The 14286-nt window shown below is 55.8% G+C and carries 11 protein-coding genes; 3 read left to right on the forward strand and 8 right to left on the reverse strand.

The window, feature by feature from the left end; all coding sequences use genetic code 11:
* Positions 1-27: 27 nt before the first annotated feature.
* Positions 28-912 (reverse strand): CPBP family intramembrane glutamic endopeptidase, encoded by an 885-nt coding sequence (locus AC2FLD_RS06825; protein WP_496668085.1) that lies wholly within the window; start codon positions 910-912, stop codon positions 28-30.
* Complete coding sequence (locus AC2FLD_RS06830; RefSeq protein WP_496668086.1) at positions 905-4006, reverse strand: ABC transporter transmembrane domain-containing protein; 3102 nt, start codon at positions 4004-4006, stop codon at positions 905-907. Before AC2FLD_RS06830 ends, AC2FLD_RS06825 begins: the two co-directional genes overlap by 8 nt.
* 251 nt (positions 4007-4257) lie before the next feature.
* Here AC2FLD_RS06830 and AC2FLD_RS06835 point away from each other — a divergent pair, with 251 nt between their 5' ends.
* The 3 genes from AC2FLD_RS06835 (at position 4258) to AC2FLD_RS06845 (ending at position 6995) form a co-directional block, all read left to right on the forward strand.
* The gene (locus tag AC2FLD_RS06835) at positions 4258-5019 is read left to right on the forward strand and encodes a DUF6478 family protein (RefSeq protein ID WP_496668087.1); all 762 of its coding nucleotides are present in this window, start codon (positions 4258-4260) and stop codon (positions 5017-5019) included.
* A gap of 11 nt (positions 5020-5030) precedes the next feature.
* Entirely contained in the window at positions 5031-5390 is a 360-nt protein-coding gene (locus AC2FLD_RS06840; protein ID WP_496668088.1) for a hypothetical protein, read from the forward strand.
* A 78-nt stretch (positions 5391-5468) separates the two neighbouring features.
* Positions 5469-6995 carry an MFS transporter gene (locus AC2FLD_RS06845; RefSeq protein ID WP_496668089.1) on the forward strand — a complete coding sequence of 509 codons (1527 nt, stop codon included), beginning with the start codon at positions 5469-5471 and terminating at the stop codon, positions 6993-6995.
* 117 nt (positions 6996-7112) lie between these two features.
* On the opposite strand, the gene AC2FLD_RS06850 is transcribed toward AC2FLD_RS06845, so the two are convergent.
* From AC2FLD_RS06850 to AC2FLD_RS06875, 6 genes are all read right to left on the reverse strand, one after another.
* The gene (locus AC2FLD_RS06850) at positions 7113-8453 is read right to left on the reverse strand and encodes a S41 family peptidase (RefSeq protein WP_496668090.1); all 1341 of its coding nucleotides are present in this window, start codon (positions 8451-8453) and stop codon (positions 7113-7115) included.
* Between the two features lie 6 nt (positions 8454-8459).
* Positions 8460-9590, reverse strand: a complete 1131-nt coding sequence (locus AC2FLD_RS06855) for a murein hydrolase activator EnvC family protein (protein WP_496668091.1) — start codon at positions 9588-9590, stop codon at positions 8460-8462.
* Positions 9587-11104 carry a 2,3-bisphosphoglycerate-independent phosphoglycerate mutase gene (gpmI, locus tag AC2FLD_RS06860; RefSeq protein ID WP_496668092.1) on the reverse strand — a complete coding sequence of 506 codons (1518 nt, stop codon included), beginning with the start codon at positions 11102-11104 and terminating at the stop codon, positions 9587-9589. Before gpmI ends, AC2FLD_RS06855 begins: the two co-directional genes overlap by 4 nt.
* A gap of 102 nt (positions 11105-11206) precedes the next feature.
* The gene (locus tag AC2FLD_RS06865) at positions 11207-12877 is read right to left on the reverse strand and encodes a sulfatase-like hydrolase/transferase (RefSeq protein WP_496668093.1); all 1671 of its coding nucleotides are present in this window, start codon (positions 12875-12877) and stop codon (positions 11207-11209) included.
* Between the two features lie 71 nt (positions 12878-12948).
* Positions 12949-13185 (reverse strand): (Na+)-NQR maturation NqrM, encoded by a 237-nt coding sequence (gene nqrM, locus AC2FLD_RS06870; protein ID WP_050603822.1) that lies wholly within the window; start codon positions 13183-13185, stop codon positions 12949-12951.
* A gap of 14 nt (positions 13186-13199) precedes the next feature.
* Complete coding sequence (locus AC2FLD_RS06875) at positions 13200-14225, reverse strand: FAD:protein FMN transferase (protein WP_496668094.1); 1026 nt, start codon at positions 14223-14225, stop codon at positions 13200-13202.
* Between the last annotated feature and the right edge of the window lie 61 nt (positions 14226-14286).

Here is a 14286-nt window from a genome sequence, read left to right on the forward strand (position 1 = left end):
AATAAGACGCCACGCAAGGAAATGCAATCAGCGCCTGAGCGCAACCCGCGCAGCAAGCCAGCAAACAAACATCACCGCCAAATCCACCACTAGCCAGGGGCGAAGCTGGTCTGCGTCGGATGTGTCAAAAGGCAACAGGAACAGGGACAACCCGCTGAGGCTGTCAGGAAGAGAGATGAACAGCAGGGCGATGAGGTTATTGAAGAAATGCAAGGCGATGGCAGGCCCCAGCGTTCCCGCGCGAGCAGTCAGATCAGATGTCAGAAGGCCAAAAGCAAGGGCCCATGCAGCGATCAAAAGCGCGTTGCTCCCGGCCATGTCCGGCGTGTAATGGCCTGCAGCAAACAGGACCGATGGCACGCCCATCCAGATGACAGGCGACTTGAACCGGGCGGCAAGAGTTTGTTGGATATACCCCCGAAACAGAACTTCTTCGGCGCTGGTCTGAATCAAGACAGCAAACGCGGCAACCGGGAACAACAGCATCCATGTTGCAAACGGCAGATTCTGGGTCAATTCATCGCCCAATCCGTACGGCGGAAGCAGAAACCCGATAGCGCCCAAGATCAGGAGTGACTTCAGCACTTTCAGAAACTGTGCCACGGCGAGGCGGCGGTCGCCGACGATGGACCACAACGCGCGATGCTGAAACCAACGCGCGGCAAGGGTCACACCAAGCGTAATGAACCCAAAGCTGCCCAACAGCAGAAGCAGCGCCATTGGCGAACTTCCCAGCAGAAGCTCCTGCGCCCACTGATCCGGGCCCATCCCTACGAGCACGGCGAAGAAGACCATGTTCAGAAGGCTGACCAGCACGCCGATCAAGAGAAGGCCCAACAGCAGACGCCAGATCTCGGGCCGCGCGCGTGCGGTCTCTGTAAGGTATGCGTGAGCGGAATATGCCTTAGGCATTCTTTAGCGGATCCTCTGCTTCATGGGATACTGAAGGCAACACATCTTCAGGATTTTGAACACCATTGATCCTGTTGGACAGCGTAGTCAGATATCCTGCGACAGTGCGGAGTAGCTGTGTCGCCACAGATGCATCGCTTTCCACCACAGCACGCAGTTCCTCGGCTCCGATACGCAGGAAACGACAATCCTTGGTCGCGATCAGATCCAATTGACGATTCTCTCCGGTGATGATCGAAAGATCCCCGATAAGACGCCCTGGTTCGATGATTGAAATCGGGCGCTTTGTTCCATCTTCGTTGAACCAATCCAACCGAGCCTCACCTGAAATGCACAGATAAGCGGCATCCGGGGCTTGCCCGCGAGAGAATATGACTTGTCCAGCGTTGACCTCATACCACTGGGCCGAGAACGCCAGGAGCCGCTGGTTTCGGCCGTCCAGCCCGGAAAACAATTCCGTGCCCGATAGAATTTCAAGCTTCCGGCTCAGATCGTCTGAGGTGCCGCCCGTATGCTCGAATTTGGTGCGGGAAACTCCGTCAATCCGGCCGTCCTTGATTTCGACAAACAGATCATAGGCTTCGGGATGCGCAAAATGATCCTCCATGAAGATCATGATCGAATCGGGCAAAAGCTCTCGCAGTTTCAAGCGTGTACGCAATCGGCTTTCCGAATCGTGGCTGGCCAGCGCTTTGTCCAAAATCAGGATATCAGGTCGCTTGATCCCTGCGCGGGAAAACGCGGCGCGTTCTTGAAAGACGGTGGGCAAGTTGTTACCGCCAAGACCCGAAGGCAGATCATAGATGATGGCAGCGGCCCTGCGGCGCAGACCCGCTTCGTTCAGCGCATCAGCCACAACGTCTTCGATATCATCTGCATGTGCGCCTGCCATCAGAGATACACGACCATAGATTGCATTCTCCATGACCGTTAAACGGGGCACATAGAGCTCAGGCGTTACCGGCGTGAACAAACCATTCATCGCTCCACGCAGCCGTTCCGCCTGGCTTTTGCGGATCGCTAGGATTTTGTCTTTGTATTCCTCGGGGAAATCCGGGCCGATCTGCTCAGCAGTCAAAAGGAAGGGAACGGTCAGCAACAAGGCGCGGTCTTCCTGACTGAGCGCAATATCACCCTTGACCTTGCGCTGGTCTTCTATGTCGAGCAACCTATGAAACATGTCTTTCGACATACCCAGCCGCAGGAACAAAGGGTGATCCGCACCCTCCCGCCCGAATGTTTTGCCAAGCGTGTCCAGGACCGCGTTGGAAATGCTCAGGGCATCGTCCGCCAGATCATGCGCGTTGAGCATTTTCATGAACCGGGCATCCTCGACCAGAAAATCGGGTGAGATATCCCGTGACGGTGCCGCATAAAGCAGGTTTCCACCTAACGGAACCGCCGGGTTAAACAGATCCGGATCGAATCGGTAGACATATCGATCCAGACCCTTTGCTTTCAGACGTTCGGCTATCGTTTCTCGCAGATTGACCACTTCGCGTGCTAAAACTGGATGGACTTCGGGATCAAATTGCGTGCGCAGCGTTCGACGGAACATGAACTCGTCGATGCCCATGGCTTCGACCAGTTGGAACCACCAATCACGGATGTCTTCGATATCGTCCAGACCAGCCAAGCCGGGATCAATCCATTCATCCTCCAGCGAATCGGAGGGATTGCCCGACCGGACCGCTTCGATCTGCTTGCGGGTCGGAACCCGCATTGCCTCTGCCTCGCGTTTCGGATGTGTTCGCAGCGGCATCATCAGATTGTCACCCAGCGTTCCGTCAAACAGGTAAGGGCGAGAATAGGCATAGCCAATCCGTGCGGCAATCACGGCCTGATGCAGAGTATTCAGGCTGTGCCCCGCAACGATCACATCCCCCTGAACCGGTAGAATCTCTCGGGTCAGAAGCTGACCCAGAGCACTTCGTTCCGAGGCGTGAGAAGACTGGATGGCGACACGGGCCCCATGCGGGATGGTCAGATCCAGATCCTCCAGAATGGTTTTGCCGTCGCTATCTCTGACCGTCACATTGCGCAGCTCAATCGCCCCGTCCAGGCGCGGCATCGACTCGGGCTTTCCGGAAAACAGTTCTTCGGGGATCATCTGGTCGGGGGCAAACCGTTCTGTCACAACCTCCCACCGCAGTGACATGTCCTGGACCTGGTTGTAATAGGTCAACAGATCCTTCCAGGGGCCGCTCAAATCCTTGTACGCCCCTAGCGCCGCCACCAGAGCCCCCACCGTCACCTCGCCCGTGATCGCCAGATAGCCACCCACGGAATAGAACAGGAAGGGCGTCATCTGAGTGATCAGATTGTTGAGAAACTTCATAAAGAATTTTTTGTTGTAGATCTTGAACCGGATCTCGAACAATCTTCCCAAACGGTCGCTGAACTGAGCCAGTCGATACCGCCAGCCGCCATTGGTGCGCAGGTCGCTGATGCCTGCAGCACTTTCGCCGATTTCCGAGCTCAGACGCCGGACTTCCTGAATACGGTCTTTGTTCAGCAGGTTGATTTGTCGCTGCAATTTGGGAATCAGCCAAGCCTGCAGGGGGATGAGCGCAATACTGGCCAGCCCAAACCACACGCTTTGCATGAACAGGAACGTGACGATGGTCATCATTTGACCAAACTGGAACACCGGCTGAGCGATCGCGTCGCCCATCAGGCCGCCCATCGGCTCGGCTTCGGACGTGATCATCGAAACCAGCTCACCCTGACTGGTGGTGGCAAAATAGGACTTTGGAAAGCGCATCGAACGTTCAATCAGCATGAAGCGCAACCGGCGCAACATGCGCTCGGCCAAAACGCCCTTCATCGTGTTGATGCGCATCTTCATTAGGCCGCTGGCGATCACTGTGCCAAGAAAGGCGACGCACAGTATCAACAAGTAATGAACCTGCGTTACCGTGATGCCCCAGATACTGACGGTGTCACCCGGAGCACCGATGGCATCGTTGATGATCTGCTTGGGCAGCTCCAATGACGCGTAGAGGAACGGAAATGACAGCACCGTCAGCAGCAATAATATCAACTGCTGTTTCTTCGAATACTTCCAAATAAAAGAAAATAAAGTGGGCTCCATGTCCTGGCCTTATCGATAGCTAAACGGATGTGTGGCTAAAACCGGGTGACCCATTTTGCAGGAACCCTGACGGTAAGCGGTGGTCCTGTCTAATGCAAGAATAGACAGGCACACACTCATCCACGGGCAGCTATCCTATTTGTTGGTGGCACCCAACCGGAAAACGAAAGGCAAAAGTAGCAATTAAGTTATTGCGGGTTTGTTTCAGTAGCCATCTTGACTAAAGGGGCTCTGTATCGGACGACAAGGCCATGGGCAGGATTCTTGATCGCTATATTCACCGTAAGGCGTTGGACCGATGGCGACGGGCGGTTCAACATGCGCCGGGTGCAGCGCAGGCGGACTTGCGGCTGCAAAGGGATGAAGCGCGATCATTGCGGGCCCATCTTGATCGGTTGATCCAATTGGCTGATGCACGCTTGCTCCGTCCCAAGATCGGGTCCAAGCAGTTTCCCAAACCTGTCGGCACAGATTGGAGTTGCAGACCCGATCTGTGGCGCGGCCCTTTGGCGCGACCGGGTGTGGCTTCGGCCCCACGCAGGACAGATCTTAATGCGCAGGTCAAACTGTTTCATGACTGCCCCATCGCTGAGATCACCATACGCCAAACCCGAAATCGCGACACAGGCGATCTGGCCCCGTTCAGCCTGGCGGTCGAAGTGTTCAGCTTCGAAGGTTCTTTCCTTTCGGTGTCCGTCGATTTGCCGGCGGAAGCAGTGCTGAACCAAACGCGTGAACATCTGATAAGGATGCAGACCGTCATCGAATGCGAACGACACACAAGTATGTTCGCCCGCCTCAACATTCAGCACGGCCCCAATTCCGAGCAGGTTCTGCGGCAATTGCCCCCATCACAGGCCCCGTGCACGATTGATTTTGATCTTGCCCATCTTCCCCTGAACGAACGCCGGATCGAGAAGATCTGGGTTGATTTGATTTTTGAATCTCCGACCATGAACCGGATGGTTGTGCGGGACTTGACGTTCTGCCGTTTCCACCGTGCTGATTTGTGAAGCGACCCGACATGACACAAACAAAACTGACCTTCATCCGGTTCGAAAACGGCATCTGGCAAGGCCAAATTCAGGCGGTGCAGGAACCTGCCGTAGAGGTGCTATATCAAGGCGAAACGCTGGAGAACGCCACTCTGTCACCGGCAAAAAACGGGTGGGTTCTGAGCATCAAGGTGCCTACCTCAGCACTGTCTGAAGGTGTCCACAGCTTTGTCATCGCAGATGCGTTCACTGCCGAAAAGCTGGGAGATTTCACCATTATCGCAGGAGCGCCGGCAGCGGATGATCTGAGAGCCGAAGTTGCGCTCCTGCGCGCCGAGCTGGACATGCTGAAACGCGCAATCCGCCGGGCCTACCGTAACGGCGACTGAGCTGACCCAAGGCAAGTCTCTATCTTTTCAGCCAATTTCCGGGCATCATGGTCGAGTTCAAAATGGATCGCGCCCGTCATGGACCGCAGCAGTATTGTTAAAGTCATCGCACTAATGGTGACGGGATTTGGTATCGGCATAGATTTTACCGGTGCTCTGATGCTGGTGCCTGCGATCGAAAACAGCTTTGATGCGGATATCACAAGCACCCAATGGGTCCTGAACATTTACGCCTTGTTTTTTGCCATGACCATGGTCGCCGGTGGGCGCCTGGGTGACATGTATGGCCATCGCAAGATGATGATCATCGGTCTTTGTATTTTCTTATTCTCGTCGGTCATGTGTTTTTTCTCGCCCAGCCTTGATTTTCTGATCCTGGCCCGCGCCCTGCAAGGCATTGGCGCAGGCTGCGTCTGGCCCTGCACATTGGCTTTTGGGGCGACCAAAGTGTCCCGACCTGAACATCGGGCCCTTATAATGGGTCTGATTTTGGCGGGTGTGACCATGGGCAACGTATTTGGCCCAATGATCAGCGGATTGGCCGTAAACTTGGGCGAATGGAGGTATTTCTTCCTGGCCAACGTCTTTTTTTCCTGCATTTCTATGTCCACCGCTCTGATCCTGATGGAACGCGAAACGCAGCATAAAACGGACGAACATCTCGACCTTGCTGGTATGGGTCTTTTGGCGTTTGCGGTTCTGTTTTTGCTTTACGGGCTGGATGTCGGCGCGGATTGGGGATGGACGTCAGTGCCATTACTGATGCTGTTTTTCATCAGCGCCGTGCTGTTCCTTCTGTTCCCCAAGGTCGAGAAACGCGTTTCAGAACCACTGCTGTTACCGCAGATGATGCAAAACCGCCAGTTCACGATCACGCTTGGCCTGAATATGTTCAACGTCTCTGCCGCCTTTGTTGGACTGCTCTATTTCCCACAATACATGCAAAAGGTTCTGGGCTGGTCGACGTTTGAGTCTGCGTTGGGGCTGGCCCCGCTTACGGTGTTGCTGGCGGTGGGATCGATTGTTTCAGGCACCCTTTACAACGATTTCGGGCCCAAACGGCTGCTGTTCTGGGGGTATTTGATTGCGACAATCGGGGCTGCGACGGTTGTATTGCTGCCGAGCGATCTGGGATATTTCCGCATTCTGCCAGGCATGGCGATGATCGGGCTGGGCGCGACCCTGACCGTCGGGCCATCCGGAACGGCTGCGGTCTGTGCGGTCAAGCCCGAGCGGGCCGGTTTGGTCGGCGGTCTGAGCTTCATGACGCATCTGGTGTACGGTGCCATTTCCGTCGCCTGCGCCACGGCTATCATGTATGTCGTCAGCCTGTCCAAACTGCGCGACGGTCTGCTCGCCGCAGGTATCAAACTATCAGAGGCTGACCTGAGGGCGATCAATGGCGGAACGCTGGACACGCCTTCGGCACATGCGGTGATCAGCCGTTTGAGCCCTGCTGACTTGGAGAAAGTTCAATCCGCACTGTCCGCGGCTTTTAACAGCGGCATGAGCACGGCGTTTGTCTTTTCGACCGCATCCGTATCGGTTGGTATTGTGCTGGCGCTGTTGCTGGATGAAAAGAAACTGCACAAGATCGAAAGCTAGCGCATTTTCAGTCACATTAGGATCTGGTGTTCGCGGCCTGACTATTTGCAGGCGCGCAACAAGCACCACGTTTTGCCTCAACGAAAAGGGGCCGCGGTAAGCGCGGCCCCGGTTGGGTTACTGAGACGGTCCGTTGGGATTGAATGCCGACAGACCTTTGAGGATGTCGATGGCATAGGCCAACTGGTAATCCTCTTCCCGCAGTTCAGCCGTGGCTTCGGCCTTGGCACGATCTTCTTCGATCTGGCGGATTTCATCCTCGCTGAGGCTGTCATTGTTCAGGCTACCACGCAGCTCTGCCTCGGACCGGGTAAAGCGGCTGTCCTCTTCTTCTTCAGCTTCGGGCTGCGGGCGTGGCTGTTCCACGATGATATCCGGGCTGACACCCAGGGCCTGAATTGAACGACCCGACGGTGTGTAATAGCGCGATGTTGTCAAACGCATGGCCCCATCACCGCGCAGCGGCATGACCGTCTGAACAGACCCCTTCCCGAAGCTTTTCGTGCCGACCACGATTGCACGGCGGTGATCCTGCAAGGCACCGGCGACAATTTCGGACGCCGAGGCCGAACCGCCATTGATCAGGACCACGATCGGCTTGCCTTCGGCCAAATCGCCGGGCGCGGCGTTAAACCGTTCTCCTTCTTCCGGATCGCGGCCACGGGTTGAAACGATTTCGCCTTCGTTCAGAAACGCATCCGAAACTTTGATCGCCTGCGTCAGCAGACCACCCGGGTTGTTGCGCAGGTCCAGAACAAAACCATTGACCTTGTCGATGCCGCCCGCGTCTTCGATCTGTTCCTGCAAACCTTCTTTCAGGTTCGGGAAGGTCTGATCATTGAACGTGGTCACACGCACAACCACGCTTGCGCCCTCGGTGCGTGCACGAACAGCCGTCAGCTTGATCGTGTCACGGATGATTGTAACGTCGAAAGGATCCGGCTCACCTTCGCGAACAACAGTGATAACAATCTCAGAGCCCACCGGACCACGCATCAGATCAACAGCCTTGTCCAGCGTCAGACCCAGAATGCTTTCTCCATCTACATGAGTGATAAAGTCCCCGGCCTCAATTCCGGCTGCGTCGGCAGGGGTGTCGTCAATCGGCGATACGACTTTGACAAAACCGTCCTCCTGCGTGACTTCGATGCCAAGTCCGCCAAACTCACCTCGTGTCTGCACGCGCATCTGCTCGGCATCGTCGGGCGAAAGATAGCTGGAATGCGGATCGAGCGAGGTCAACATGCCATCAATGGCGGCCTCGATCAGTTCTTCGGGTTCGACCTCTTCGACATATTGGGCGCGGATGCGTTCAAAAATGTCACCAAACAAATCCAGTTGCTCATAGACGCTGGCCTTGTTCTCAGCCTCCTGCGCCAGCAGGGGTCCTGCGATCTGGGTTGTTGCAAGAATACCTGCCACAGTTCCGGCCAAACCGGCCATCACAAATCTCTTCATACTCGTTTATCCATCCTTGTCGGTCCGAAACCATGATTCCGGGTCCACGGGGCTATTATCTTCTCTTACCTCTATATAGAGCGTTTCTGAGCGATCAGTTCCAGTGCCATCACCGCTTATTGACAATATTGCGCCGATTTCGGGCGTTTCACCGGGCATCAAACCCACCGGAGTGCCCTCGGGGATCACCTGACCGGGGTGGCCGTAGACCTCTTGCAAGCCAGAAAACACGAAAAGCAGCCCCGGCTGCGGTTCCAAAATAACCAGATTCCCCAAATCCAATAGGGGGCCTCGATAACGGATCGTGGCCGCTGTGGGCGATGTGACCAGCGCACGAGGGCGGGTTCCCAGTACCAAACCCGCGCGTTTCACCCCGGCTGCATCCGTTTCACCAGCCTTGTGCAACATCACCCCCTGAACCGGTAAAGAGATTTGCCCTTTCTGACCCGAAACGTCAGCGTCGGTTTCGATGATTTCGCCTTCCGAGATTTCAGACAGTCCACTTGCAAACCCGTCCAGCGTTTCGGTCGAGGATATCAGAATGGCCGTGCGCACGGGGTCTTCGACAAATCGCCTTGGCAGATCCGTGCGATCGGCCACGGCCTCGCTCAGGCGGGAGCGCGCATCCTGCGCGCCGGTAAGGCCCTCGGTCAGAGTTTCCGATGCGCTTTGCTGTAGCAGACGCAGCGTCTTTACTTCATTCAGATCATCTGCCAGGGCCTGCGCTTTGGCGTTCAAGCCGGGCGTGACCTCGGACAGCATCATACCAGTGCGCGCCGCCCCCAACGGGCCTGAAGGGTGCAACATCAAGACCGGAGGCGCCGTTGTCTCAATAGTTTGCAAAACACCGATCAACTGCCGAACGTCCTTTTCGCGTGCCCGCAACTCGGCGCTCAATTGTGCTTCACGGGTTGCGGCCTGACGCAACCCTTCCCGCATCGCGCCCAACCCCGCTTCATAGGCCTGGATCGTCTGGGTCAGCGCGCGCACCCGATCTCGGGCACTGTCAGCTTCAGTCAAAGACAGCGAGGCTTGCTCCAGCATCTTTGCCGCTTCCAGCGCTGCCTGAGATGAGCTGGTCTGGGCCAGAGCCGGAAATGCTGAAATCAGAGAAACCGCAAGGGCCAACAGCTTCATGACAAAAGGCTTTCCCCGGTCATTTCTGGCGGCTTTGGCAAGCCCATCAGTTCAAGCAGTGTGGGTGCCAGATCCGACAAACGCCCCTGCCGCAACTGCGCACCCTCAGGCCCACCGACCAGCACCACCGGCACCGGGTTCAGTGTGTGGGCGGTATGCGGACCACCCGTTTTGGGATCAACCATCATTTCACAATTCCCGTGATCAGCGGTGACAATCATCGCACCGCCGGCCTTTTCCAGTGCGGCAACGACTTGCGCCAGACCATGATCCACGGTCTCACAAGCCTTGATCGCCGCCTCTAGGTCGCCGGTATGGCCCACCATGTCAGGGTTGGCATAGTTCGTGACGATCAGGTCATACCCGTCTTCGATAGCCTCAATGAATTTGGCCGTGACCTCAGCCGCCGACATCTCGGGTTGCAGGTCATAGGTCGCGACCTTTGGCGATTTAGGCATAAAACGAGCTTCACCCTGCTCAGGCGTCTCTTTGCCGCCGTTCAGGAAGAAGGTGACATGCGGGTATTTCTCGGTTTCGGCCAACCGGAACTGGCGTAACCCCTTTTTGGCCACCCATTCCCCCAGAGTATTCACGATGGCCCGTTTAGGGAAAACCGTGGTCATATAGGCGTTGTGACCGTCCGAATATTCGACCATGCCCAATAGCGCCGAGAGCTTGGGCCGCGACCCTGTATCAAAATCGGAAAATCCGGGCTCTCCAATGGCGCGCAGGATTTCCCGCGCCCTGTCAGCACGAAAATTGAGGCAGAAAAAACCGTCGCCGTCTCGAACGCCTTTGTATCCGTCAAGAACAGTTGGGGTGATGAACTCATCTGACTCTGACTGATTATAGGCATGATCGACCGCACCATGGGCGCTTTGCGCCGCCCTGCCCTGCCCCTTGATCATCGCGTCATAGGCTTCGCTGACACGTTCCCAGCGATTGTCCCGATCCATGACAAAGTAGCGCCCGCCGACGGTCACAATTCGCGCGTTTTCAGGCAGGCGCTCTTCCAGTTCCGCAATATAGGACAACGCCGATTTTGGCGCCACGTCCCGCCCATCGGTAACTGCATGCAGCGCAACCGGGACACCCGCATCGGTGATCGCGGTCGCTGCGGCGACGATATGGTTCAGATGCCCATGCACGCCCCCATCCGAGATCAGCCCCATCAGATGCGCTGTACCGTCCGCCGCTTTCACATTGGCAATAAATGCCCGCAATGCTTCATTGTTAAAAAAGGACCCATCTTCGATGGCCAGATCAATCTGGCCCAAATCCATGGCGACAACGCGGCCTGCGCCGATATTGGTATGCCCGACCTCTGAATTGCCCATCTGTCCGCTGGGCAGACCTACGTCGGGTCCGTGGGTGATCAGAGTTGCATGAGGGCCATTGGCCATGATCGCATCAAATGTCGGCGTATGCGCCAGATATGGCGCGTTGGCTTTGGTGTCCGCGGACAGACCCCACCCATCGAGAATGCACAGGACAACAGGTTTGGGCGCGGCCATAGAAATTCTCCGATTACTGCTCGTGAGCCTCTTCTATCGTCTGCCCTTCGGCGGGTGAACCACCTTTGGGTCGGTGAAGAAGATTTAATCGACGCAGAGGCGTTATTCCTTGAGGTAGCTCTTGTAGGGGCGTGCCTTGCGATTGCGGTATTTCACAGTCAGATCCAGAGGCGCATCGTTTTCGTCATACACACCCAGGACAACGCCTCTGCCCCTGCTTTTGGTGCGCATGTCGATCAATTGCTGTTCTGATCGCGTGGTGCGCTGTGACGGTCGTCGTGCCCATGTGAACAGGTGATCATACATCTCGGCAATCACGTCTGCATGGTCCGCGCTGTCGCCCAGATCGTTCAGCTCTTGGGGATCGTTTTCCAGATCAAACAGGATCGGTCTGTGACCGCCCTCGCAATGGATCAGTTTCCATTTTTTGTTGGCCACCATGAACATTACCGCATCCCGGACCGCCGATCCTACAATATCAGCGATCGGTGAGCCCGAGTAATCGTATTCACAGATCACATAGTCCCGGGACAACGTTTCTGCTTTTCCATGCAAAATGGGCAGCAAACTGTGGCCTTCCAGGATATGTGTGGCCACGTCACCTCCTGCCATATCAACGAAGGTTGGAGCCAAATCGATGGACTCCACCAGCGCATCACAGACCGTGCCGCGTGTCGCATCTGCCTCGGGCGATGGGTCATAGATAATCAGCGGCATCTTGGTTGAAGCATCATGGAAGAACGTCTTCTCGCCCATCCAATGATCACCCAGAAAGTCACCATGATCCGAGGTCAGAACGATCATCGTGTCGTCCATCCGCCCGGTCTTTTCCATCCAGTCGAACAAACGTCCCATCTGGTCGTCAGCTTGTTTGATGAGACCCATATAGGCCGGAATCACTGCCTCGCGCACGTCCTGTCGTGAAAAGGTCTGACCAATCTTTGTGTCCATGAAAGCCTTCAGCACCGGATGCGCATTCTGACGCTCAACCTCGGATCGCACCACAGGCAGAACATGCTCTGGACCATACATCGAAGCATAAGGTTCAGGTACGATGTAAGGCCAATGCGGTTTAATAAAGCTCAGGTGGCAGCACCATGGTCCATCATGCGTTTCCATGAACTCGATGCCGCGGCTGGTCAGATATGGCGTTTCACTGTCTTCCTCGGCGATATTGGCGGCTTCGAGTGCGTTCTTCAAAAACCAGCCGGACAGAACATTACCGTCTTCATCCAGCCCTGAATTGGCAAAGTCATGCCAGGGATTGTCGCTCTCATACCCTTTGGCCTTGAGAAACTTGTTGTATTCCTTTGCGCCGTCCGGGTCGTAAAATCCGTCAGGCCCCTCGGGCAGCATACCGTCATCGCGCTCGAAAACGTCAAAGCCGCATTCGGCGACTCGAGCACCGATCAGACTGTCAGGCTCCAACCCCAACCGCGCCATCCCTTCGGCATCCGCGCGCATATGGGTTTTTCCGATAAGCCAACACCCCATTCCCGCCTTGCGCAGGTGATCCCCCATCGTGATCTCGCCGACTTTCAACGGAATACCGTTCCAGGACGCCCCGTGCGAATGCACGTAGCGCCCGGTATAGGTCGACATGCGCGAACTGCCACAGATCGGTGACTGGATGTAGGCTCGATTAAACCGGACGCCTTTGGCTGCAAGGCGATCTATGTTGGGGGTATGCAGATGTGGATGCCCGTAACAGCTCAGGTAATCCCAGCGCAGCTGGTCGAACATGATGAACAGGATGTTTTTCGCCTTGGCCAACGCAATGCCCCCCAAACCTTACGGAGACCTAGTTAGCCATTTCAACCCGCAGAGCGAAGCAAAACTTCGCTTCAGGCCTGACGTTCCATCTGTTCCAGCATCTTCTTGGCGCGCTTGCATTGCAGTTGATCGCGCAACGGGCTGTCGGGGTCCACGTCTTTCTGGCATACAACGCACTTATCAGCACCGGAAATTGCGTTCAGGCCGCCACAACTGCCTTTGATGGTCTTGCCCATCAGCATGACGCCAAGTGACATACCCACCATGACAAGGGCGAGAAGAAGGAAGGCCAGAATAAAAGTGCTCATTTCAGCTCCACCTGTCAGTTTGAGTTCAGCGCGTCTTTGAACGCGGTGCTATGCGCCGTAATATAGGCTTCATCGCCGCCTGTCACATCCCGTGAGATGAAATACACGGCAAGTTTATGCTCTTCTGCCAGTTTCAGGCCCTTTTCCTGACCCAAAGCCAGCATCGCGGTGGCCCAGGCATCCGCCATCATCGCGTTTTCAGCCAGAACGGTGACAGAGGTTGTTCGGTGCGTGATCGGGCGGCCAGTGGTTGGATCGATGATATGCGAATAGCGTACGCCGTCATGTTCGAAAAAATTCTTGTAATCGCCCGAACTGGCCATGCCGCGATCATTCAGCGACACGATCAACTGAATGGTCTGACTGCCCGTTTCCGGTTTTTCAATGCCGATCCGCCAGGCTTCGCCTTTTTCGTTCTGGCCTTGGGCGACAAGGTCTCCACCAATCTCAACAAGGTAATCCTCGATCCCTGCATCCCGCAAAGATTCAGCAACCGCATCAATGCCATAGCCCTTGGCAATGGCCGACAGGTTGATACCCACACTGGCATCAGATTTCGCGAGAGTACCGGCGTTAGTGTCGAGCGTCAGCAGTCGGCTTTGTCCAACGCCGCTGAGTGCGGTTTCGATTTCGGCGTCCGAGGGCACCGGATCTTCTGGCTTGCGGGGGCCAAATCCCCATAGCTCAATAAGTGGTCCCAGTGTTACGTCGAATGTGCCGCCGGATTTTTCGTGCACGTCGTTGGCGGCCGCGATGACCAAAGCGAACTCGTCCGAGACAGACATCGGATCTGTACTGGCCGATGCCGAAAACTCAGAGACTTCGGACTTCGGATCCCAATTGGACATCTTGGCATTGACCTCTGCCAAAGTCTTTTCAACTGAGATTGCCAGTTTGTTCTCGTCCAGATCGTCACCAATGGCGGTGACATTAAAGGTTGTCCCCATTGTTTCGCCCGACAGGCGGACAACTTCGGGTTCCTTGTCAAAGAGGCAACCGGAAAGAAGGGCAACAAAAGCCACTGAGGGCAAAAGACGCATGGGGCGAGCTCCGGGAAATTCTGTGCTCGGCATATGCCAGCGCCCTCTGCCAGAGTCAAAT

The sequence above is a fragment of the Ruegeria sp. CDSA021 genome (assembly GCF_059612325.1).